The organism is Anoxybacillus sp. TBDG-1, assembly GCF_054815885.1.
Map to the genome: position 1 here is coordinate 1 of NZ_JBTZSY010000003.1, position 23,492 is coordinate 23,492.

A 23,492-nucleotide genomic window follows, 5' to 3' on the forward strand; every position below is an offset into this window, starting at 1 on the left:
TTTATAAATAATGAATAGATTATTTATAAAGTTTTGTAAGTTTTCTGTAACGGAGATAACGATGTTTCGAAATGTAGCAGAACTTGTGGAGCGAGCGGAACGAGAACAAATGAAAATTGCTGAAGTGATGATTCGACAAGAAATGGAAGTGACTGAGCGTAGCCGAGAGGATATCGTTGCGCAAATGGAGAAAAACTTACAAGTGATGGAACAAGCTGTCATGCGTGGATTGGCAGGCGTTCGTTCGCATTCCGGGTTAACAGGGGGCGATGCGACTCGCTTGCAACAATATATTGCACGCGGTCAATTTTTATCGGGAGAAACGATTTTAGATGCCGTCAGCAAAGCGATGGCGACGAACGAAGTGAACGCGGCGATGGGAATGATTTGTGCCACCCCGACAGCAGGATCAGCTGGTGTCGTTCCAGGTACGCTATTTGCAGTAAAAGAAAAACTGCAGCCGACGCGTGAACAAATGGTTGAGTTTTTATTTACAGCTGGTGCGTTCGGATTTGTTGTTGCAAACAATGCATCGATTTCTGGAGCGGCGGGAGGCTGTCAAGCAGAAGTCGGCTCAGCAGCAGGCATGGCAGCGGCAGCGCTTGTCGAAATGGCTGGTGGTACGCCAAGACAAGCGGCAGAAGCGATGGCGATCGCTTTAAAAAATATGCTTGGGCTCGTCTGTGATCCCGTTGCAGGGTTAGTCGAAGTACCATGTGTGAAACGAAATGCGATCGGAGCAGCAAATGCGATGATTGCTGCTGATATGGCGCTTGCTGGGATACAAAGTCGCATTCCGTGCGATGAAGTCATTGAAGCGATGTTTCGCATCGGTCAAACGATGCCGATTGCGTTAAAAGAAACAGCACAAGGAGGGTTAGCGGCAACGCCGACCGCTCGTAAATGGGAAGCGGATATTTTCGGCAAGCCGAATGAGAAACGTGAGTGACGTATTACAACAAGCAGTCACAGCGATTAAAGGAATTGGAGAAGAGACGGCGGCTACGCTTCATGAGATGGGGATTCATACAATTGAACAACTGTTGTATCATTTCCCTTTTCGGTATGAAGATTATCGCATATGTCCATTAGAAGAAGCAAAGCACGATGAAAAAATAACGATTGTCGGCAAAGTGTATAGCGAGCCTGTATTGACGTACTATAGCCGAAAAAAGTCACGCCTAACGTTTCGTATACTTGTTGACCGATTTTTAGTAACCGCCGTTTGTTTTAACCAACCGTATTTGAAAAAGAAACTTGCTTTACACGAAACGGTAACGATCACAGGCAAGTGGGATAAACATCGACAAACGATCACGGCGCAACAACTGTACATCGGGGAAATGAAACAGCAAAAAGAAATTGAACCGGTTTATTCGACGCGTGGCGATGTAACGGTGAAAGGTATGCGACGTTTTATTGCGCTAGCTCTGCAACAATACAGTGATGCGATTGTCGACCCATTGCCGAACGAGTTGCTGCAAACATATCGGCTTATACCAAAACGTGATGCGATACGAGCCATTCATATGCCGCTTTCGCACGAGCAGCTGAAACAAGCGCGGCGCCGTCTCGTTTATGAAGAATTTTTACTTTTTCAATTAAAAATGCAAGCGTTAAAAAAATATCGTCGCGAACAATCACCGGGCATTGCGCATCGTTTTTCCGATGAACAGCTTCATGCTTTTATTCAGTCGCTTCCTTTTCCGTTAACGAACGCTCAACAGCGCGTTGTGCGTGAAATTGTGCAAGATTTAAAATCACCGTACCGCATGAATCGCCTATTACAAGGCGATGTCGGTTCGGGAAAAACAGTCGTTGCTGCTATTGTATTATATGCGGTGCATTTGTCAGGGTATCAAGGAGCGTTAATGGTACCGACAGAAATTTTAGCTGAGCAACATGCTGAATCACTTTGTTCGCTGCTTGCGCCGATGGGTATTCATGTCGAGCTGTTGACGAGCTCGGTAAAAGGAAAAAGGCGTAAACAGCTACTTGAACAGCTCGCAGCAGGTGCCGTTCACGTTGTTGTCGGTACGCACGCGCTCATTCAAGACGACGTCAATTTTGCGAAACTTGGTGTTGTCATCACAGATGAACAACATCGTTTCGGGGTCGAACAGCGACGTATTTTACGTGAAAAAGGCCAATCACCTGATGTATTATTTATGACGGCGACACCCATTCCACGCACGCTTGCGATTACGGCCTTTGGAGAAATGGACGTGTCCGTCATTGATGAAATGCCAAAAGGAAGAAAAAAAATTGAAACATATTGGGTGAAACACGATATGCTTGAACGTGTATTTCAATTTATCGCTAAACAAGTCGATGCCGGTCATCAAGCGTACGTCATTTGCCCGCTCATTGAAGAATCAGAAAAACTTGATGTTCAAAACGCCATTGATGTACATGCGATGCTGACGCACTATTATAAAGGACGTTATCGCATTGGATTGATGCACGGCCGTTTATCTTCAGAAGAAAAAGAAGAAGTGATGCGCTCCTTTAGCATAAACGACATCCATATTTTAGTTTCTACAACGGTTGTTGAGGTCGGCGTAAACGTTCCGAATGCAACGGTCATGGTTATTTACGATGCGGATCGTTTCGGTCTTGCCCAACTTCATCAGTTGCGTGGGCGTGTTGGGCGCGGACAAGCGCAGTCGTACTGTATTTTAGTAGCCGATCCAAAATCGGAAACCGGAAAAGAGCGAATGCGCATTATGACAGAAACGAACGATGGCTTTGTATTGTCTGAAAAAGATTTAGAGCTGCGTGGGCCGGGCGACTTTTTCGGAACGAAGCAAAGCGGCATGCCCGAGTTTCGCCTTGGCGATCTTGTTCACGACTATCGCATTTTAGAAGTGGCGCGACAAGATGCGGCACGCCTCATTGCTTCGCCTTCGTTTTGGCACGATGAAACGTATGCGCTACTTCGTGAACATTTACAACAATCGGGCGTTTTAAACGGCGAAAAATTAGATTAAAAGTTGTTGAAATATCATTTCGGGTGTTATATACTACTATTAGTACCTAGTAATAATTCGGATGGTGGATCGAACATGAGAAGAAATAAACGAGAACGGCAACGATTACTGCAAGCAACGATTGAAGAAAACCCTTTTATTACGGATGAACAGCTTGCCGAAAAATTTTCAGTCAGCATTCAAACGATCCGCCTCGATCGCCTAGAACTATCGATTCCGGAGTTGCGCGAGCGCATTAAACATGTCGCTGAACGCACATTCGCTGACGAAGTAAAGTCGTTGCCTATTGAAGAAGTCATTGGGGAAATTATTGATATGCAATTGGACGAAAGTGCGATTTCGATTTTTGATGTCAAACAAGAACATGTGTTTAAACGCAATCAAATTGCACGAGGACATCATTTATTTGCCCAAGCGAATTCGCTCGCTGTAGCAGTTATTAACGATGAACTCGCATTAACGGCAAAGGCGAACATTCGTTTTATGCGTCCTGTCAAAGAAGGCGAGCGCGTCGTCGCCAAAGCAAAAGTGAAAAATTTAAACGAAAACGGGCGTACCGTCGTCGAAGTAAATAGCTATGTAGGAAAAGAACTTGTTTTTCAAGGAGAATTTCATATGTATCGCTCAAACGTTGTGAAAAAGGACGGAGAAGAAAGATGAAAATCGCAATCGATGCCATGGGAGGCGATCACGCACCGAAAGAAGTCGTGATCGGTGCACAAAAGGCGATTGAGCACTTTCAAGATATCGAAATTACGCTTGTCGGGAATGAGACGCTCATTCGCCCATACATCACAAATGATGAACGACTATCGATCATTCATACGGAACAAGTGATTGAAGCAACAGATGAACCCGTTCGTGCCGTTCGCCGTAAAAAAGAGGCGTCCATGGTATTAATGGCCAATGAAGTGAGCGAAGGGCGCGCCCATGCGTGCATTTCAGCAGGCAATACAGGAGCTTTAATGGCAGCAGGGCTGTTTATCGTCGGTCGCATAGACGGCATTGATCGTCCTGCGCTTGCCCCGACGTTGCCAACGATTGATGGAAAAGGATTTGTATTGTTAGACGTTGGCGCAAACGTCGATGCTCGCCCAGAACATTTATTGCAATATGCGCTCATGGGCGCAGCATATGCTGAAAAAGTGCGTGGCATTGGTCGCCCACGCATTGGTTTATTAAATGTCGGAACAGAAGATCAAAAAGGAAATGAATTAGCAAAAAAAGCGTTTCTACTTATACAAGAGACGCCACTAAACTTTATCGGCAACGTGGAAGCGCGCGATTTATTAGAAGGAGCAGCTGACGTCGTCGTCACTGACGGATTTACCGGCAACGTGGCGTTAAAAACAATCGAAGGAACGGCGATTGCTGTTTTTTCGATGTTAAAATCGGCGCTGACAAGCGGAGTAGTAAGCAAAGTAGCAGCGCTTGCTTTAAAACCGCAGCTCATGCAATTGAAGAAAAAGATGGATTACGCTGAATACGGTGGGGCAGCGCTGTTCGGTTTACGTGCACCGGTCATTAAAGCGCACGGTTCATCGGATGCCCACGCTATTTTCCATGCGGTGCGCCAAGCGCGCGAAATGGTTGCCAATGACGTTGTACAAACGGTGAAACAATCCGTAGCTGAAATAAAACAATAAGAGGTGGCATGATGGGGAAAATCGCATTTATTTTTCCGGGACAAGGTTCACAAACGGTCGGTATGGGAAAAGAATGGGCGGAAAAAGATGAAGCAGTAGCTGCTGTTTTTCGCCAAGCGGATGAACGATTGCAAGTTTCTTTGTCACAACTTATTTTTGAAGGACCACAAGCCGTATTAACAAAAACAGAAAACGCTCAGCCAGCATTGCTCACGACAAGCATTGCATTTTTACAAAAAGTAAAAGAAGCAGGTATTGTTCCGCATTATGTCGCAGGACATAGCCTCGGAGAATATAGCGCGCTCGTTGCAGCGTCTGTGCTGTCGTTTTCCGATGCGGTATATGCGGTGCGGAAGCGCGGAGAATTGATGGAAAAAGCAGTGCCGTCAGGACAAGGAACGATGGCTGCGGTGCTTGGTATGGATGAAGCTTTATTGCAACAAGTTGTCGATGAAGCATCAACGGAATCATCACCTGTTCAATTAGCGAACTTAAACTGTCCGGGACAAATTGTCATTTCAGGGGCAAAAGAAGCGGTCGAGCGAGCATCGCAACTTGCAAAAGAAAAAGGAGCCAAGCGGGTCATCCCGCTTGAAGTGAGCGGACCGTTTCATTCGAGTTTAATGAAGCCTGCAGCAGAACAGTTTTCAGCGGTGCTTAACACATTGTCATTCCAACCAAGTGAAGTGCCTGTCATTTCGAACGTGACAGCTGAGCCGATGACAGATCCAACGGAAATGAGACAACGTCTTGTTGAACAATTGTATTCGCCTGTTCGTTGGGAGCAATCGATTCAAACGATGATTGATTTAGGTGTAGATACGTTTATCGAAATCGGTCCTGGGAAAGTATTAAGCGGTCTTGTGAAAAAAATAAACCGTCATGTCAACGTCTATTCGATTTTTGATGAAGTTTCGTTTATAGCGACGGTGGCTACGGTGAAAGGGGAATGAAGATGGAAGGAAAAGTAGCGATTGTGACAGGAGCATCACGTGGCATTGGGCGCGAAATTGCTTTGCATCTCGCTCGTCTTGGCGCAAAAGTAGCAGTCAATTATGCAGGAAGTGAAACGAAAGCAAATGAAGTTGTCGCTCAAATTGTTGAACAGGGTGGCGAAGCGTTCGCTGTACAAGCGGATGTAGCAAATAGCGAAGCGGTCGAGCGCATGGTGAGAGAAGTGCTTGAGCGTTGGGGGCGCGTCGATATTTTAGTTAACAACGCAGGCATTACGCGCGACAACTTGCTTATGCGCATGAAAGAAGAAGAATGGGATGCGGTCATCAATACGAACTTAAAAGGTGTCTTTTTATGCACAAAAGCGGTGACGCGTCCAATGATGAAACAACGATACGGTCGAATTGTAAACGTGGCGTCCATTGTCGGCGTAAGCGGTAATCCTGGGCAAGCAAACTATGTTGCTGCAAAAGCAGGTGTCATCGGGCTAACAAAAACAGCCGCAAAAGAGCTTGCGAGCCGAAACATTACGGTAAATGCTGTTGCGCCTGGATTTATTACGACAGATATGACCGATCAATTAAGCGAAGATGTGCGCCAAGCGATGCTGCAGCAAATTCCGCTTGCTCGCTTTGGAAATCCACAAGATATTGCGCATGTCGTAGCGTTTCTCGTTTCAGATGGGGCAAGCTATATGACAGGGCAAACGATTCATGTTGATGGCGGCATGGTCATGTAAAAATTCGTTTTATTTTCTGATATAATTCAGTATAATGACTTGAGGGGAGGTGAATAAAATGGCAGATGTGTTCGAGCGTGTAACGAAAATTATTGTTGATCGCCTAGGTGTTGAGGAATCACAAGTAACACTTGAATCTTCATTCAAAGAAGATTTAGGGGCAGATTCGCTTGATGTCGTTGAGCTTGTTATGGAATTAGAAGATGAATTTGATATGGAAATTTCAGATGAAGAGGCGGAGAAAATTGTTACTGTCGGTGACGCAGTAAACTACATAAAAAGCCGTCTATCATAATAAGTAAAGTCCCGTTTTGTAAGCGGGGCTTTCTATGCTTTTTACGTTTATAGTTGGGGGTTCATATGCATGTCGAAGCAACGACCGTACATGAAATTTAAACAGTTTCAAGAGCAAATCGGCATTTTTTTTCGCAATGAAAAATTGCTTATTCAAGCATTTACCCATTCATCATATGTGAATGAGCATCGGAAGCGGCTACATGAAGATAATGAGCGCCTTGAATTTTTAGGAGATGCTGTTCTTGAATTGACCGTTTCTCAATATTTATTTGAACAGTTTCCGCAAATGAGCGAAGGGGAACTAACGAAACTGCGGGCGGCGATCGTTTGTGAACCGTCGCTTGTTACGTTCGCTCATGAGCTATCGTTTGGCGATCTCGTCTTGCTCGGAAAAGGAGAAGAGCTGACGGGGGGGCGCATGCGTCCGTCGCTGTTAGCGGACGTGTTTGAAGCGTTTATCGGGGCGCTTTATTTAGATCAAGGGATTGAAGCAGTCGTACAATTTTTAGAGAAAACGATGTTCCCGAAAATTCGCCAAGGTGCTTTTTCTCATGTGATGGATTACAAAAGTCAACTACAAGAACTTGTACAACGTGATGGCAGCGGAGTTTTAGAATATAAAATTTTACAGGAAAAAGGTCCTGCCCATAATAAAGAATTCGTATCGCGCGTATCGTTAAATGGCGAAGAGCTCGGCATTGGAGTCGGACGATCGAAAAAAGAGGCAGAGCAACGCGCCGCACAAATGGCATTAGCTAAGCTAAAACAATTACAACAAGGCTGATCCGGTGCGAAAGGACAGCCTTGTTTACTGTCACATCTTTAGATAAAGGGGGATATATGTGTTCCTCAAACGTTTAGAAGCTATCGGATTTAAATCTTTTGCGGATCGCATTTCTATCGATTTTGTTCCGGGTATGACGGCAATTGTCGGTCCGAACGGAAGCGGGAAAAGCAACATTACAGATGCGATTCGTTGGGTGCTCGGGGAACAATCAGCGAAGTCGCTTCGCGGGGCAAAAATGGAAGACGTTATCTTTTCAGGGAGCGAATCGCGCAAGCCGTTAAACGTTGCGGAAGTGACATTAACGCTTGATAATAGCGATCAATTTTTGCCGCTTGAATACGAAGAAGTCAGTGTAACAAGACGTGTATATCGCTCTGGAGATAGCGAATTTTTTATTAATAAACAGCCGTGTCGCTTAAAAGATATTGTCGATTTATTTATGGATTCAGGTGTTGGTCGTGAAGCGTTTTCGATCATTAGCCAAGGAAAAGTCGAAGAAATTTTAAGCAGTAAACCGGAAGACCGCCGCATGATTTTTGAAGATGCAGCCGGTGTGTTAAAATATAAAATGAGGAAAAAAAAGGCTGAACACAAGTTGAGCGAAACGGAAGATCATTTGCAGCGCGTGCAAGATATTTTACACGAATTAAACCAACAGCTTGAACCGTTGAAACAACAAGCGTCCATTGCGAAAGAATATATCGAGAAAAAAGAACAATTACAAACGTACGAAGTCGGGCTAATCGTCTATGAAATTGAACAGCTACACGAAAAATGGGAAGCGTTAAAAGAACATCTCGCCTTACATGAACAAAGCGAGATGGAACTAGCAACGACGCTGCAAAAAGAAGAAGCGCACATCGCTGAATTGCGTCATGAACTGACGGCGCTTGATGAGTCGATTGACGGCTTACAACAAGTGTTATTGCTTGTGAGCGAAGAGCTCGAAAAAATGGAAGGAAAAAAACAAGTATTAAAAGAGCGAAAAAACAACGCTCATAAGCAACAAAACCAAATTGAACAAACGATGGCCCAATTGGCTGAGCGCGAACGTGCACTGGAAGCGACTATTGCAGAAAAAAAGAAGCTGCTTCGACAGCTTCAAACAAATGTGCAAGCGCTTCAAGCGGAATTAAAAGAAAAAACCAACGTGCTTTCTGCTTACGGTCCGAAAGCGGAGGCAGAAATTGAACGGCTTAAAAGTGAATATATTGATCTCGTCCATGAACAAGCGACGTTAAAAAATGAACGGACGCACACGGAAGCACAGTTGCAAAAAAACGAAGAGAAACAACGACAGCTGATCGCTGCAAACGACGAGCATATTCAGGTATACGAGCAAATCGTTCAACAATGGGAACAAAAGCAACAGCTTGTTCACAAATTACAACAGCGCATCGCCGAGCAAGAAGAAGCAATGAAAGCAAAAGAACAACAATTAACAGCGCAAAAAGAACAATATCGCAAAAAAGAAGCGGCGTTATATGAAGCGTATCAATACGTTCAAAAGATGAAATCAAAAAAAGAAATGCTTGAAGCGATGCAACAAGAGTACGTCGGATTTTTCCAAGGCGTAAAAGAAGTATTGAAAGCAAAAGATCGCCTCTCAGGCATTCATGGAGCAGTCGTTGAGCTGATGGCGGTGCCGTCTGAACTAGAGACGGCGATCGAAGTGGCGCTCGGAGGAGCAGCGCAACATATCGTTGTAGAAAACGAACAAAGCGCACGCGAAGCGATTCAGTTTTTAAAGCGACAGGCGTACGGACGAGCTACTTTTTTACCACTTAACGTCATTCAAGGAAAATCGCTTCCTCCATCTGTGCGAGCGGATATGGCGAAACATCCAGCATATGTTGGCGTCGCTTCCGAATTAATTACGTATGAAGCAACGTACGCGCAAGTGATGACAAACATTCTTGGAACGGTCATTATTACGCGGGACTTAAAAGGAGCGAATGAGCTCGCTCGCCAACTGCAATATCGCTATCGTTTCGTCACGCTTGACGGGGATGTTGTGAATCCGGGCGGAGCGATGACGGGAGGAACGGTAAATAAACAGACAAGTTCATTATTAAGTCGTACGCGTGAACTTGAAGAAGTGACAGCAAGTTTTCGCGAAATCGAACGAAAAACGATTGAACTCGAACAGCGCATCCAGCGTGAAAAAGGGGCGATCGCCCAAGCAGAACAGCAACGGGAACATCTTTATGCCCAACTAGAAGCAAACCGTATGGCGCTGCAAGAAGAAAAAAGCGCATGGACGGAACTAGATCTCCGAAAAAAACATATGGACGAGCGACTCGCTATATATCGCTATGAACAACAAACGCTTGAAGAAGAAAAACAAAGGCTGACCGCTCGACTTCACGATGTTATACAACAGCTTGATGAGCTAGAGAAAAAAATCGCTCATATTGACGAACAAGTACAGCAATGGACAGAAAAAAAACAGCTCGAACAACAATCAAAAGAACAAATGCAAGAACAGCTGACCGCTTTAAAAGTCGCGCTCGCAGAAAAGCAAGAACACGTGAGAAATGAAGAACAACATGTGCGTCGACTTGTCGAAGAATGGGAAGAAACGAAACGAACGCGCGCAAAAATGGAAGAGGAGCGGCATCAACTCATTCATCATATGAACGAGCAAAAGGAAGATGAGCAACAACTCGAACGAATATGCCAAGAAAAAACGAAGCAAAAAGAAGAAACGATTCAACTGATCGCAAGTCGGCGTGAACAACGACTACAATACCAAACGAAGCTTGAACAGCTCGAAAAAGAAATAAAAGAGCTGAAACGTCAACATAAACAGTTAACGGATACGTTAAAAGACGAAGAAGTGAAACTTGCGCGTTTTGATATGGAGCTGGATCATTTGTTGAACCGACTTCGTGAAGAATATAAACTATCGTTTGAATCGGCAAAAGAAGCGTTCCCGCTCCACATCCCAGCGCAAGAAGCCCGAAAAAAAGTAAAGCTCATTCAACTGGCGATTGATGAGCTTGGGACGGTGAACCTTGGCGCCATTGAAGAATATGAACGTGTATTCGAGCGCCATCGCTTTTTAACGGAACAAAAAGAAGATTTACAACGCGCGAAAGATACACTTTATCAAGTCATTGACGAAATGGACGATGAAATGAAACGAAGATTTGCGGCGACGTTTGAACAAATTCGCGCCCAATTTGCGCGCGTGTTCGTCGAATTGTTTGGAGGAGGAAAAGCGGATTTAAAGCTGACCGATCCGAACGATTTACTTCATACAGGTGTCGATATCGTCGCCCAACCGCCAGGAAAAAAACTGCAACATTTAAGCTTATTATCAGGGGGCGAGCGGGCGTTGACGGCGATCGCTCTTTTATTTGCTATTTTAAACGTTCGCCCTGTTCCGTTTTGCGTGCTCGATGAAGTGGAAGCTGCACTCGATGAAGCAAACGTGCAACGATATGCGAAATATTTAAAGAAATTTAGCAATGAAACGCAATTTATCGTCATTACTCATCGAAAAGGAACGATGGAAGAAGCGGATGTACTATACGGAGTAACGATGCAACAATCAGGTGTATCGAAACTTGTTTCCGTTCGACTTGAAGAAGCAGCTGGAAAGAAAGGATGAAAAACGATGAGCTTTTTTAAAAAATTAAAAGAAAAAATTGCAAAACAAGCGGATACAGTGACGGAAAAGTTTAAGCGCGGCTTAGAAAAAACGCGCGACTCTTTTGCAGGAAAAGTGAATGACTTAATTGCCCGCTATCGAAAAGTGGACGAAGAGTTTTTTGAAGAACTAGAAGAAATTTTAATTGCTTCAGACGTCGGTGTGGCAACGGTGATGGATTTCATTGATGAGTTGAAAATGGAAGTAAAGCGCCGCAACATTCAAGACCCGAAAGAAATGTATAGCGTCATTTCCGAAAAACTCATCGATATATATCAAGCGAGCGGCGATGAAACGACAGAATTAAACATTCAGCCAAACGGTTTAACGGTCATTTTATTTGTCGGTGTAAACGGCGTCGGAAAAACGACGACGATCGGAAAGCTCGCGTATAAATTAAAAAACGAAGGAAAAAAAGTGATGCTTGCGGCAGGCGATACGTTCCGTGCTGGTGCGATTGAACAGTTAGAAGTATGGGGAGAGCGAGTAGGCGTCGAAGTGATTAAACAGTCAGCAGGCTCCGATCCGGCTGCGGTGATGTACGATGCGATTCAAGCGGCGAAATCGCGCAACGTTGACATTTTGTTGTGTGATACAGCTGGTCGCTTGCAAAATAAAGTGAACTTAATGAAAGAGCTTGAAAAAGTCAAACGCGTCATTGAACGAGAAGTACCAGGTGCACCGCATGAAGTGTTGCTCGTGTTAGATGCAACGACGGGACAAAATGCGATGAGCCAAGCGAAGACGTTTAAAGAAGCAACGAATGTTACCGGCATTGTACTCACGAAACTAGATGGAACAGCAAAAGGTGGCATTGTGTTAGCGATCCGCCATGAGTTAAACATTCCGGTGAAGTTTGTTGGCTTAGGAGAAAAAATGGACGACTTAGAGCCGTTTAATGCAGAACAATTCGTGTACGGACTATTTTCAACGTTTATGGAACGCGAAGAGACGCAAGGAGAATGACTTGACAGCATCGGCTAAAACATATACACTAAAGTCATGTAAAGGCGTTTCACTTAACAGGGGGGAGTTTCATGCTAGAAAAAACAACGAGAATGAACTACTTATATGACTTTTACCAATCGTTGTTGACGCCGAAGCAGCGGAACTATATGTCCCTTTATTATTTAGACGATTACTCCCTCGGTGAAATTGCCGAAGAGTACGAAGTGAGTCGTCAAGCTGTATATGATAACATTAAACGAACGGAAGCGATGCTAGAAGATTATGAGCAAAAGCTATTGCTGTTTCAAAAATTTCAACAGCGGCAAAAACTATTGCATTCGTTAAAAACGCATATTGCCGAACGCTATCCGAACGATGAAGAGCTGATAAAGCTCGTTGCGGAGTTGGAGAAATTAGAGTAGGGGGCGGTAACGATGGCATTTGAAGGATTGGCCGACCGTCTGCAACATGTCATGAATAAAATTCGTGGCAAAGGCAAAGTCACGGAAGCCGATGTAAAAGAAATGATGCGCGAAGTGCGGCTAGCGCTATTAGAAGCTGACGTCAATTTTAAAGTCGTCAAAGACTTTGTGAAAAAAGTAAGCGAGCGAGCTGTCGGACAAGAAGTGTTAAAAAGTTTGACCCCGGGGCAGCAAGTCATCAAAGTCGTCAAAGAAGAATTGACGGAATTGATGGGAGGAGAAAATAGCAAAATTGCTGTCGCAAGTCGTCCGCCAACCGTCGTTATGATGGTCGGTTTGCAAGGGGCAGGAAAAACGACGACGACGGGGAAATTAGCGAACTTACTGCGCAAAAAACATAATCGCAAACCGTTGCTCGTCGCCGCTGACATTTATCGTCCAGCGGCGATCAAACAGCTTGAAACGCTAGGTAAACAATTGAACATCCCTGTGTTTTCGCTCGGTGATCGAGTAAGCCCGGTTGAAATCGCCAAGCAAGCGATCGCAAAAGCAAAAGAAGAACACCACGATTATGTGTTAATCGATACCGCAGGGCGACTGCACATCGACGAAGCGCTCATGGATGAATTAAAACAAATTAAAGAAGTGACGAAACCGGATGAAATTTTCCTTGTCGTCGATGCGATGACAGGACAAGATGCGGTAAACGTCGCGCAAAGCTTTAACGAACAGCTTGGCTTAACGGGCGTCATTTTGACGAAGCTCGATGGCGATACGCGTGGCGGAGCGGCGTTGTCGATTAAAGCGGTCACGAACACGCCAATTAAGTTCGTCGGAATGGGCGAAAAGCTCGATGCGCTTGAACCGTTTCATCCAGAGCGGATGGCATCGCGCATTTTAGGCATGGGCGACGTACTGACGCTCATTGAAAAAGCGCAGGCCGCCGTCGATGAAGAAAAAGCAAAAGAGCTCGAACAAAAAATGCGCACAGCTTCATTTACCCTTGACGACTTTTTAGAACAGCTTGGACAAGTGCGCAAACTTGGCCCGCTTGATGAAATTTTAAAAATGCTTCCGGGTGCAAACAAAGTAAAAGGCTTAAACAACTTACAAATTGATGAAAAACAAATTAGCCGCGTCGAAGCGATTATTCGGTCAATGACAAAAGAAGAAAAAATGAATCCAGACATCATTAACTCAAGCCGCAAAAAGCGAATCGCCAAAGGAAGCGGAACGACGGTTCAAGACGTCAACCGCTTGTTGAAACAGTTTGACGAAATGAAAAAAATGATGAAAATGATGACAACTATGCCAAAAGGGAAAAAGAAAGGGTTCCGCTTCCCGTTCATGTAAACAAAATGATAGTGTTAAGAAAAAACACTTTACAAACAAAACGTTTATTGCTAATATACTATCTTGTGTGAAATATTTTCGGAGGTGCTATCATCATGGCAGTAAAAATTCGTTTAAAACGTATGGGTGCAAAAAAATCACCATTTTATCGCATCGTTGTTGCAGACTCTCGTTCTCCACGTGACGGTCGTTTCATCGAAACAATCGGCACGTACAATCCGTTAACAGAGCCTGCAGAAATTAAAATTAACGAAGAACTTGCATTAAAATGGTTACAAAACGGTGCGAAACCATCTGACACGGTGCGCAACTTGCTTTCAAAACAAGGAATTTTAGAAAAATTCCACAACTTAAAGTACGGAAAGTAATATATGAAAACGTTGCTTGAGACGATTGTTCGGTCACTTGTCGATCATCCGGAATGCGTCGTCATTCGCGAAACGGAACAACAACAATCGATCACATATGCGATTGCGCTTCATCAAGAAGACGTTGGAAAAGTGATCGGAAAAAATGGACGAATGATTCAAGCGATTCGCACCGTTGTTCAAGCAGCAAATGAGTCGAAGAAGCGAATAGACGTACGCATCGAAGAGTAAGGGAGGGGGAGACACCTCCCCTTTTTTCGTTCAGAAAGGCGGTGCGCCATGAAAATCATTCAAACGATTGAAGTGAAGCAACGATTGACAGAAAAAAGCAAGCAACAACTTATGCAACAATTTACAAAACAAAAACAGCAACTTGAACAACAATGTGAACAGCTCGTCTTTGAACAAAAACGAATGGAAAAGCAAACATCTTTTTCACCGAAACAAATTAAAGAAAAGTTTGAACGGGAAATGCAAGTTCGTCGTCAAAAAATAGCGGAACTTGATTTCCTGCTCGAACAATTGCGCATATTACCGATAGGGAGCGAAATAAAAGAACGAGAGGTAGAGGCGATCATTGACATTCACATCGGTGCGCGTTGGACGCCTCAGAAAACGATTATTATTGAAGACGGAATCGTTGTTGATATACGCGAGGAGTGATCGTTGTGAAGTGGTTTCATGTCGGAAAAATTGTCAATACGCATGGCATTCGCGGTGAAGTGCGCGTCATTTCACGCACAGATTTTGCAGAAGAGCGCTATAAAGTCGGAAATGTGCTATATATTTTTATGGAAAACAAACCGCCAATTGAAGTCAAAGTGGCGAGCCATCGCGTTCATAAGACGTTTGACTTATTAACGTTTGAAGGATACGACAACATTAACTTAGTTGAACAGTTTAAAGGGGCAATCATTAAAGTACCAGAAACCCAATTACAACCGCTTAACGAAGGAGAATATTATTTTCACGAAATTATCGGTTGTACGGTTGTCACTGAAGATGGTGAAATGATTGGCGAAGTAAAAGAAATTTTAACCCCAGGCGCTAATGATGTATGGGTCGTCAAACGAAAAAAAGGTGGCGATGTGTTAATCCCATACATTGCAGATGTCGTCAAACAAGTTGATGTTGAAAACAAAACGATTACGATTCATGTCATGGAAGGATTGCTTGACGAATGAAAATTGATGTACTCACCTTATTTCCAACAATGTTTACTGGTGTTTTCAACGAGTCAATTTTAAAGCGTGCGCAAGAAAAAGGGGCGGTCACGTTCCAGCTCGTCAATTTTCGTGAATTTGCCGATAATAAACATCAAACGGTAGACGACTATCCTTACGGCGGGGGAGCGGGCATGGTATTAAAGCCGCAACCGATTTTTGATGCGGTTGATCATTTAACGAAACAAAGCCATCGTCCGCGCATTATTTTACTTTGTCCACAAGGCGAACGTTACACGCAAAAAAAGGCGGAGGAACTCGCCAAAGAACAACATTTAATTTTCATTTGCGGACATTATGAAGGATACGACGAGCGCATTCGTGAGCATCTTGTCACAGACGAAATTTCCATTGGTGATTACGTCTTAACAGGCGGAGAGCTCGCAGCGATGGTCGTCATCGACAGCGTCGTTCGTCTGCTTCCTGGCGTGCTTGGCAATGAACATTCGCCCGTACACGATTCGTACAGCTCTGGTTTGCTTGAGCATCCACATTATACGCGCCCTGCGGATTTTCGAGGGATGAAAGTGCCAGACGTCCTTCTTTCTGGCAACCATCGATTAATTGAAGAGTGGCGTCAAAAAGAATCGTTGCGTCGCACATGGCTGCGCCGACCAGACTTGCTTGAGACGTATGATCTAACGGAACAACAAAAAAAATGGATTGAACAATGGGAAAAAAATAAGCGGTAACTCTTGCATCCGATACATCTTTATGCTAGTATAAGCGTTGTGGCTTATGTCGCACGTAAAACGATGTTCCGCTGCTATGAACGATAAACATAGGCATGAGCATCTGTTGGAAGGAGATGAAAATGATGCATCATTTAATTCAAGAAATTACAAAAGAACAACTACGTAACGATCTTCCTGAATTCCGCCCTGGTGACACAGTGCGCGTTCACGTGAAAGTTGTTGAAGGAAACCGTGAACGTATCCAAGTATTCGAGGGCGTTGTCATTAAGCGTCGTGGTGGTGGAATTAGCGAAACATTTACAGTTCGTAAAGTATCTTACGGTGTAGGTGTTGAGCGTACATTCCCATTACACACGCCGAAGATTGCTAAATTAGAAGTTGTTCGTCGCGGTAAAGTTCGTCGTGCGAAGTTGTACTACTTGCGTCAACTCCGCGGTAAAGCAGCACGCATCAAAGAAATCATCTAACAAACGAAATGATTGCGAGGAGCTTGATCATCAAGCTCCTTTTTCAACATTCATCATATAGGTGGGAGAAGGATGGCAAAACAAAAAAACGAATGGTTTGAATGGTTGAAAGCAATTTTAATTGCTGTAGCGTTAGCAGGAGGCATTCGCTATTTTATTTTTGCTCCGATTATCGTTGAAGGGGAATCGATGATGCCGACGTTACATAACCAAGATCGGATGATCGTCAATAAAATGGCATACAAAATTGGCGAACCAGAACGATTTGATATTATTGTGTTTCACGCTGAAGAAGGAAAAGACTATATTAAGCGCGTCATTGGGTTGCCGGGCGATCGGATCGAATATAGAAACGACACGTTATACGTCAACGGAAAGCCTTACAAAGAACCTTACTTAGATGAGGAGAAAAAACAACTGTTTGACGGTCCGTTAACGGAGTCATTTACACTCGAAGAGCTATGGGGACAAAAAACGGTTCCAGAAGGTCATTTGTTCGTGCTCGGAGATAATCGTCGGTATAGTAAAGATAGCCGTCATATCGGATTTATTCCGATGGAAAAAGTCGTAGGCAAAACGTCGGTCGTCTATTGGCCTCTTTCTGATGCTCGCATTGTTGAATAACATAATAAAAGTAGGTGGCAACGATGACGATTCAATGGTTTCCTGGCCACATGGCAAAAGCGAAACGGGAAGTAACAGAAAAGCTAAAGCTCATTGATATCGTATTTGAACTAGTGGATGCCCGCATCCCTATTTCATCGCGCAATCCGTTAATTGATGAAATTGTCGCGAATAAACCGCGCATCATGCTGTTAAATAAAGCAGATATGGCTGATCCAGACGTCACAAAACAATGGATTGACTTTTTCGCTACGCAGCAAATTGAAGCGCTTGCGATCGACTCACAAAGCGGAACAGGGGTCAAACAAATTGTAGCGGTAGCAAAAGAGCGGTTACGCCCAAAATTTGAAAAAATGATGGCGAAAGGAATTAAACGTCCACGTGCGATGCGCGCGTTAATTGTCGGCATTCCAAACGTCGGAAAATCGACGCTCATTAACCGACTCGCAGGAAAACATATCGCCAAAACAGGCGATACGCCGGGAGTGACGAAAGCACAACAATGGATTAAAGTCGGCAAGGAGCTTGAGCTGCTTGATACACCAGGGATTTTATGGCCGAAATTTGAAGATGAAGAAGTCGGATTAAAGCTTGCAACGACGGGAGCGATTAAAGATACGATTTTAAATTTGCAGGACGTCGCTGTATATGCGTTACGTTTTTTAGCGGCTCATTACCAAGACCGTTTAAAAGAACGATATGCCCTTTCACATATTCCAGAAGACATCGTCCAATTGTTTGACGAAATCGGGAAAAAACGCGGCTGTTTAGCTTCTGGTGGCGTCGTCGACTACGATAAAGTCGCTGAGCTTGTGTTGCGCGATATCCGCACAGAAAAATTAGGACGACTTAGTTTTGACCGCCCGTAAGGTTCGCATACGCGAGCCTTTATTTTTTTGCTTATTTGTCGATATAAGATGTAAGGAGTGATGACGGTGAATATACAAGAAATAAAAAAACGGCTACAAACGATTCACGATGAAACAGACGAATGGTTTCAACAACTATTACATGATGAGCGAAAAGGTGTCCAACGCCTCGTTCAACAATGGTATAAACAAAAAGAAGCAGAAAAACGCGAACGGGAACGTTTTTCGCATATGTTGCAATATGAACAGGCGCTATATGAAAAAGGAGTGCCCTACATCGCTGGCGTAGATGAAGTTGGACGTGGTCCGCTCGCTGGCCCAGTCGTTGCGGCTGCGGTCATTTTGCCGAAAGACGTGTTTTTACCTCATTTGGACGATTCGAAAAAACTATCGGAAACAAAACGTGAGCAATTGTTTTCTATTATTCAACAAACGGCGCTCGCGATCGGCATCGGCATTGTGACCGCCCGTGAAATTGATGAGTTAAACATTTACGAAGCGACGAAAAAGGCGATGGTGCAAGCCGTTCAAGCGCTTCCGATCGCTCCCGAACATTTGCTTATTGATGCGATGCACATTCCGCTATCTATTCCGCAAACATCCATTGTGAAAGGAGATGCGCACAGTGCATCCATTGCTGCAAGCTCCATTATAGCAAAAGTGACGCGCGATCGGATGATGAAACAGTTAGGTGAAACATATCCACAATATGGCTTTGAAAAACATATGGGATACGGCACGAAAGCGCATTTACAAGCGATTGAACGATACGGAGTTATTGAAGAGCATCGTCGTTCTTTTGCCCCGATTCGCGAGCGATTAAAACGGGGGGAATGAGATGAACGTTCAATGGCTGCGCACGTTATTTAATGATGCACAAACGATACGTTTACCAAAAGCACCGACGTTTCAAGTTGGCGACATCATCTATGGAAAAATCGAAAAAATAAACGAAGACCGAACAGCGCTCGTTCGGATTGGAAATCATACGCTTACAGCTGAATTGCAGTCGCTTGTCAAAGAAGGTGGCGCATATACGTTTCACGTGCAAAAGACATCTCCGCTTGAACTCAAAATATTGCAACAAACAGCAAAGCTTACAGATGAAGAAAGCGTCATCCGCCATTTTCGTTTACCGATGAATGAGCAAACGAAGGCGCTCGTTCGCTGGATGATGAATGAATCATTTTCGTTTAAAAAAAATGATATGGCGCTCATTCGACAATGGTTGCAAACAGGCGGCGAAAAAGAGGTGCAAGCAATCAAATGGCTATTGATGCACGATTTGCCGCTTCATGACGATGTGTTTCGTGCGTTCGTTGCATTGCAAAACGACCGACCGCTATATGAACAACAACTCACGCTAGCGATGATGATTGATCGCCTTCACCCGAAAGGAACGTTAGCGACACTTTCTGCTCATTTGCGTCATATACCAACCCTTTCCTCTCTTTCGCCTAAACACATGCAACGATTGCTCGAAGAAACGATGAAACAACAAGATGAATGGCTCGTTTTATTGCACACAGCAGCAGAAGAAGCGACAGGAGAGTTGAAAGGGGAGATCACCACATTACTTGATCGGATGAAAGCATATCAGTTGTTATCAACAAACAGCAATTCGCTCCAACATATATTTACTCAATTTCCGTTACTCATCGGGACGCATGCAACAGATGTGACGATTCAATGGCGCGGAAAACAGCGAGAAAACGGAAAAATGGATCCAGACTATTGTCGCATTTTATTTTATTTGACGATGGCGACGTTAAAAGAAACGATTGTAGACGTTCACATTCAACAACGCATCGTTCATATTTCGATCATTAACGACACGCCCTATGTAGAACTGTACGCATCCGCCCTTGAGCCGTCACTAAAGGAGAAGCTTGCTGAACATGGCTACACGCTTTCTACCGTTTCCGTTAAACTGCCGATGAACAAGCGAAGCGAACGGTTACTTGTTGAACCATTTTCGTATAAAGGAGTGGATTATCGCATATGAAACGAAAGCGTGCCGTTGCTTTATCGTACGACGAACAACATATTGCCCCAATCGTTGTAGCAAAAGGGGAAGGAGCGGTTGCTGAGCGCATCATTGAACGTGCGAAACAATACAACGTCCCGATTTACGAAGATGAAACGCTTGTTGCGATGCTTGGGCAATTGCAGTTAAATGAAACGATTCCAGAAGAACTATACAAAGTCGTTGCGGAAGTATTTGCATTTATTTATCAAGTCGAAAAAAAGATGGAGGGGCGATTGTAGTCGTCGCTTCTTTTTCTTTTGTTAAAGAATTTTCTGTCTAAATGGTAGACAACTGACAAAGTATCATTATACAATGAAAGCGCTAGTACTTTTATTTTTATACATAGGAGGATGGGGTATGAATATTCATGAGTATCAAGGAAAAGAGATCCTCAGAAGCTACGGAGTGAGCGTGCCGAACGGTCGTGTAGCGTTTACGGTTGAAGAAGCAGTCGAGGCGGCGAAAGAGCTCGGCAGTAGCGTTTGTGTCGTCAAAGCGCAAATTCATGCTGGCGGTCGCGGAAAAGCAGGGGGGGTAAAAGTCGCAAAAAGCTTAGAAGACGTTCGTACATATGCAAGTGAGCTATTAGGCAAAGTGCTTGTCACGCACCAAACAGGTCCAGAAGGAAAAGAAGTGAAGCGTCTTTTGATCGAAGAAGGATGCGACATTAAAAAAGAATATTACATCGGACTTGTTGTCGATCGTGCAACGTCCCGCGTTGTTTTAATGGGATCAGAAGAAGGCGGAACAGAAATTGAAGAAGTCGCAGCAAAAACGCCGGAGAAAATTTTTAAGGAGTATATCGACCCAGCTGTCGGCTTACAGGCGTTTCAAGCGCGTCGCATGGCGTTTAACATCAACATTCCAAAAGAGCTTGTCAACCAAGCGGTAAAATTTATGTTAGGGTTATATCAAGTGTTCGTTGAAAAAGACTGCTCGATCGCTGAAATTAACCCGCTCGTTGTGACAGGAGACGGAAAAGTGATGGCGCTCGATGCAAAGCTTAACTTTGATTCTAATGCACTATATCGTCATAAAGACATTTTAGAATACCGCGATTTAGACGAAGAAGATCCGAAAGAAATTGAAGCATCAAAATATGATTTAAACTACATTTCGCTTGACGGGAACATCGGCTGCATGGTAAACGGTGCGGGCTTAGCGATGGCAACGATGGACATTATTAAATATTACGGCGGTGAGCCAGCGAACTTTTTAGATGTCGGTGGCGGTGCGACGACAGAAAAAGTAACAGAAGCGTTTAAAATCATCTTATCTGACCCGAACGTAAAAGGTATTTTCGTTAACATTTTTGGCGGCATTATGAAATGCGACGTGATCGCAAACGGGATTGTTGAAGCGACAAAACAAGTCGGTTTAAACCTTCCGCTCGTCGTTCGTTTAGAAGGAACAAATGTTGAATTAGGGAAAAAGATTTTAGAACAGTCTGGCTTAAATATTACAGCGGCTGAATCGATGGCAGACGGCGCGCAAAAAATCGTTTCGCTAGTAAGCTAATAGAAGGGATGGGAGAAACGTGAGCGTTTTTGTTAATAAAGATACGAAAGTAATCGTGCAAGGAATTACAGGTTCACAAGGATTGTTCCATACAAAACAAATGATCGAATACGGCACAAACATCGTTGGCGGTGTCACACCAGGAAAAGGCGGTACAGAAGTAGAAGGTGTGCCTGTTTTTGATACAGTTTCCGAAGCGGTTGAAAAAACAGGTGCGAACGCTTCCGTCATCTATGTTCCGCCGGCATTTGCTGCGGATGCCATTATGGAAGCTGTCGATGCGGAAATCGACTTAGTTGTTTGTATTACAGAAGGCATTCCAGTATTAGATATGGTGAAAGTAAAGCGCTACATGGAAGGAAAGAAAACGCGTCTCATCGGTCCGAACTGCCCTGGCGTCATTACGCCAGAAGAATGTAAAATCGGCATTATGCCGGGTTACATTCATAAAAAAGGTCACGTCGGTATTGTTTCGCGTTCGGGTACGTTAACGTATGAAGCTGTTCATCAATTAACACAAGCAGGTATCGGTCAATCGACAGCGGTTGGCATTGGTGGTGACCCAGTCAACGGTACAAACTTTATCGACGTATTAAAGGCGTTTAACGAAGATGAAGACACATATGCGGTCATTATGATTGGTGAAATTGGTGGAACAGCAGAAGAAGAAGCGGCAGAATGGGTAAAAGCGAACATGACAAAACCGGTTGTCGGCTTTATTGGTGGACAAACAGCTCCTCCAGGAAAACGTATGGGACATGCGGGTGCGATTATTTCTGGCGGAAAAGGAACAGCGGCAGAAAAAATTCAAACGATGACAGCATGCGGCATTAAAGTTGCAGAGACGCCGGCAGTCATTGGCGAAACGCTCATCTCGGTATTAAAAGAGCGTGGCTTATACGAAAAATGTAAAACACATTAATCATCCAATCGTCCTAAGGAACAAGCCTTAGGACGATTTTTATAAAAAAGGAGGAATATGATGTACGACACAACTCGCGAACGACTCATTCATTTGCATCATTGTCGCGGCATTGGGTGGAAAAGCATTGCACGCTTACTTCATTTTGACTCATCGCTCACCTCGATTTTTCACCTTTCTTCTCATCAACTCCAACGATTACTGCCGATTTCCCAAAAACATTTCACTGCTTTTTTCCATGATTTGCATTGTCACAAGTTGAAACGTATGATAAAAACATATGAGGAGCAAAACATTCATATTGTAACAATAAACGAAGATGGCTACCCGGAGTGGCTGAAACATATATATGATCCCCCGTGGGTACTATATGCGAAAGGAAACGTGGCATTGCTTAAGCGAAAAAAAATGATTAGTGTCGTCGGAACAAGAACACCGACTCGGCAAGGAATTACAGCGATGCACATCGTACTTCCGCCACTGATTCAAGACGGTTGGGTCGTTGTGAGCGGACTAGCAAAAGGCATTGATGCAGAGGCGCACCGTTTATGTTTGCGCTACAATGGCGAAACGATTGCGGTCATTGCTGGGGGACTGCATTACATGTACCCCCCTGAAAACGAATCATTATTTCGACAATTAGCGACAACGCAACTTATTATTTCGGAATATCCGCCGTTTGTCCGTCCGCAAACGTGGCATTTTCCGATGCGCAATCGCATCATTAGCGGTTTGTCTGTCGGTACGCTTGTCGTGCAAGCAAAAGAGCGAAGCGGATCGCTCATTACCGCTCATTTTGCGTTGCAACAAGGAAGAGAAGTGTTTGCGATTCCGGGTGACATATCGACAAAAGAAGCACGTGGAACGAATCTTCTCATTCAACAAGGGGCGAAATTAATATTGTCAAGTAACGATATTGAAGAGGAATTTCGACATCTTTTTACATGAACGAAAGAAAAAATCGAAAAATGATGTTTGACAAATGA

At 44.0% G+C, this 23,492-nt stretch carries 26 protein-coding genes; all 26 read left to right on the plus strand.

Annotated elements, in window-relative coordinates; genetic code table 11:
• Positions 1-61: 61 nt before the first annotated feature.
• The 26 genes from sdaAA (at position 62) to dprA (ending at position 23,454) form a co-directional block, all read left to right on the plus strand.
• Positions 62-949, plus strand: a complete 888-nt coding sequence (sdaAA, locus tag ACYQY7_RS01540; RefSeq protein WP_461200400.1) for an L-serine ammonia-lyase, iron-sulfur-dependent, subunit alpha — start codon at positions 62-64, stop codon at positions 947-949.
• Entirely contained in the window at positions 942-2,990 is a 2,049-nt protein-coding gene (gene recG / locus ACYQY7_RS01545; RefSeq protein WP_461200401.1) for an ATP-dependent DNA helicase RecG, read from the plus strand. Before sdaAA ends, recG begins: the two co-directional genes overlap by 8 nt.
• 75 nt (positions 2,991-3,065) lie before the next feature.
• On the plus strand, positions 3,066-3,650 hold the full coding sequence (fapR, locus tag ACYQY7_RS01550) for a transcription factor FapR (RefSeq protein ID WP_461200402.1): 585 nt from the start codon (positions 3,066-3,068) through the stop codon (positions 3,648-3,650).
• Positions 3,647-4,636: a phosphate acyltransferase PlsX gene (gene plsX / locus ACYQY7_RS01555; protein WP_461200403.1), complete on the plus strand. Its 990-nt coding sequence runs from the start codon at positions 3,647-3,649 to the stop codon at positions 4,634-4,636. Before fapR ends, plsX begins: the two co-directional genes overlap by 4 nt.
• A gap of 11 nt (positions 4,637-4,647) precedes the next feature.
• Positions 4,648-5,589 carry an ACP S-malonyltransferase gene (gene fabD, locus ACYQY7_RS01560; RefSeq protein WP_461200404.1) on the plus strand — a complete coding sequence of 314 codons (942 nt, stop codon included), beginning with the start codon at positions 4,648-4,650 and terminating at the stop codon, positions 5,587-5,589.
• Entirely contained in the window at positions 5,586-6,329 is a 744-nt protein-coding gene (gene fabG, locus ACYQY7_RS01565; RefSeq protein WP_461200405.1) for a 3-oxoacyl-[acyl-carrier-protein] reductase, read from the plus strand. The genes fabD and fabG overlap by 4 nt, the downstream gene beginning before the upstream one ends.
• A gap of 58 nt (positions 6,330-6,387) precedes the next feature.
• Complete coding sequence (gene acpP / locus ACYQY7_RS01570; protein ID WP_055441167.1) at positions 6,388-6,624, plus strand: acyl carrier protein; 237 nt, start codon at positions 6,388-6,390, stop codon at positions 6,622-6,624.
• Between the two features lie 69 nt (positions 6,625-6,693).
• Positions 6,694-7,410, plus strand: a complete 717-nt coding sequence (rnc, locus tag ACYQY7_RS01575) for a ribonuclease III (RefSeq protein WP_461200406.1) — start codon at positions 6,694-6,696, stop codon at positions 7,408-7,410.
• Between the two features lie 58 nt (positions 7,411-7,468).
• Positions 7,469-11,029: a chromosome segregation protein SMC gene (smc, locus tag ACYQY7_RS01580; protein ID WP_461200407.1), complete on the plus strand. Its 3,561-nt coding sequence runs from the start codon at positions 7,469-7,471 to the stop codon at positions 11,027-11,029.
• Between the two features lie 6 nt (positions 11,030-11,035).
• Complete coding sequence (gene ftsY / locus ACYQY7_RS01585; protein WP_183247074.1) at positions 11,036-12,034, plus strand: signal recognition particle-docking protein FtsY; 999 nt, start codon at positions 11,036-11,038, stop codon at positions 12,032-12,034.
• Positions 12,035-12,105: 71 nt separating this feature from the next.
• A complete protein-coding gene (locus ACYQY7_RS01590) occupies positions 12,106-12,438 on the plus strand; it encodes a putative DNA-binding protein (RefSeq protein WP_461200408.1) in 333 nt (110 codons plus the stop codon).
• 12 nt (positions 12,439-12,450) lie between these two features.
• Complete coding sequence (ffh, locus tag ACYQY7_RS01595; RefSeq protein WP_461200409.1) at positions 12,451-13,791, plus strand: signal recognition particle protein; 1,341 nt, start codon at positions 12,451-12,453, stop codon at positions 13,789-13,791.
• Positions 13,792-13,886: 95 nt separating this feature from the next.
• Entirely contained in the window at positions 13,887-14,159 is a 273-nt protein-coding gene (rpsP, locus tag ACYQY7_RS01600; RefSeq protein WP_004891099.1) for a 30S ribosomal protein S16, read from the plus strand.
• A gap of 3 nt (positions 14,160-14,162) precedes the next feature.
• Entirely contained in the window at positions 14,163-14,390 is a 228-nt protein-coding gene (locus tag ACYQY7_RS01605; protein ID WP_032099744.1) for a KH domain-containing protein, read from the plus strand.
• A gap of 48 nt (positions 14,391-14,438) precedes the next feature.
• Entirely contained in the window at positions 14,439-14,822 is a 384-nt protein-coding gene (locus tag ACYQY7_RS01610) for a YlqD family protein (protein WP_461200410.1), read from the plus strand.
• Positions 14,822-15,343, plus strand: a complete 522-nt coding sequence (rimM, locus tag ACYQY7_RS01615) for a ribosome maturation factor RimM (protein ID WP_461200502.1) — start codon at positions 14,822-14,824, stop codon at positions 15,341-15,343. The genes ACYQY7_RS01610 and rimM overlap by 1 nt, the downstream gene beginning before the upstream one ends.
• Complete coding sequence (trmD, locus tag ACYQY7_RS01620; RefSeq protein ID WP_461200411.1) at positions 15,340-16,074, plus strand: tRNA (guanosine(37)-N1)-methyltransferase TrmD; 735 nt, start codon at positions 15,340-15,342, stop codon at positions 16,072-16,074. The genes rimM and trmD overlap by 4 nt, the downstream gene beginning before the upstream one ends.
• Positions 16,075-16,199: 125 nt before the next feature.
• Positions 16,200-16,544 carry a 50S ribosomal protein L19 gene (gene rplS, locus ACYQY7_RS01625; RefSeq protein ID WP_003394943.1) on the plus strand — a complete coding sequence of 115 codons (345 nt, stop codon included), beginning with the start codon at positions 16,200-16,202 and terminating at the stop codon, positions 16,542-16,544.
• Between the two features lie 72 nt (positions 16,545-16,616).
• Positions 16,617-17,168, plus strand: coding sequence for a signal peptidase I (gene lepB / locus ACYQY7_RS01630; protein WP_461200412.1), 552 nt, complete (start codon positions 16,617-16,619; stop codon positions 17,166-17,168).
• 14 nt (positions 17,169-17,182) lie between these two features.
• Entirely contained in the window at positions 17,183-18,037 is an 855-nt protein-coding gene (gene ylqF / locus ACYQY7_RS01635) for a ribosome biogenesis GTPase YlqF (RefSeq protein ID WP_461200413.1), read from the plus strand.
• 57 nt (positions 18,038-18,094) lie between these two features.
• Complete coding sequence (locus ACYQY7_RS01640; RefSeq protein ID WP_461200414.1) at positions 18,095-18,874, plus strand: ribonuclease HII; 780 nt, start codon at positions 18,095-18,097, stop codon at positions 18,872-18,874.
• Position 18,875: 1 nt separating this feature from the next.
• The gene (locus ACYQY7_RS01645; RefSeq protein WP_461200415.1) at positions 18,876-20,042 is read left to right on the plus strand and encodes a hypothetical protein; all 1,167 of its coding nucleotides are present in this window, start codon (positions 18,876-18,878) and stop codon (positions 20,040-20,042) included.
• Positions 20,039-20,305 (plus strand): EscU/YscU/HrcU family type III secretion system export apparatus switch protein, encoded by a 267-nt coding sequence (locus ACYQY7_RS01650; RefSeq protein ID WP_461200416.1) that lies wholly within the window; start codon positions 20,039-20,041, stop codon positions 20,303-20,305. Before ACYQY7_RS01645 ends, ACYQY7_RS01650 begins: the two co-directional genes overlap by 4 nt.
• Before the next feature lie 118 nt (positions 20,306-20,423).
• Positions 20,424-21,584 (plus strand): ADP-forming succinate--CoA ligase subunit beta, encoded by a 1,161-nt coding sequence (gene sucC, locus ACYQY7_RS01655; RefSeq protein WP_461200417.1) that lies wholly within the window; start codon positions 20,424-20,426, stop codon positions 21,582-21,584.
• A 19-nt stretch (positions 21,585-21,603) separates the two neighbouring features.
• Positions 21,604-22,506, plus strand: coding sequence for a succinate--CoA ligase subunit alpha (gene sucD, locus ACYQY7_RS01660; RefSeq protein ID WP_461200418.1), 903 nt, complete (start codon positions 21,604-21,606; stop codon positions 22,504-22,506).
• 60 nt (positions 22,507-22,566) lie between these two features.
• On the plus strand, positions 22,567-23,454 hold the full coding sequence (dprA, locus tag ACYQY7_RS01665) for a DNA-processing protein DprA (protein WP_461200419.1): 888 nt from the start codon (positions 22,567-22,569) through the stop codon (positions 23,452-23,454).
• Positions 23,455-23,492: the final 38 nt, after the last annotated feature.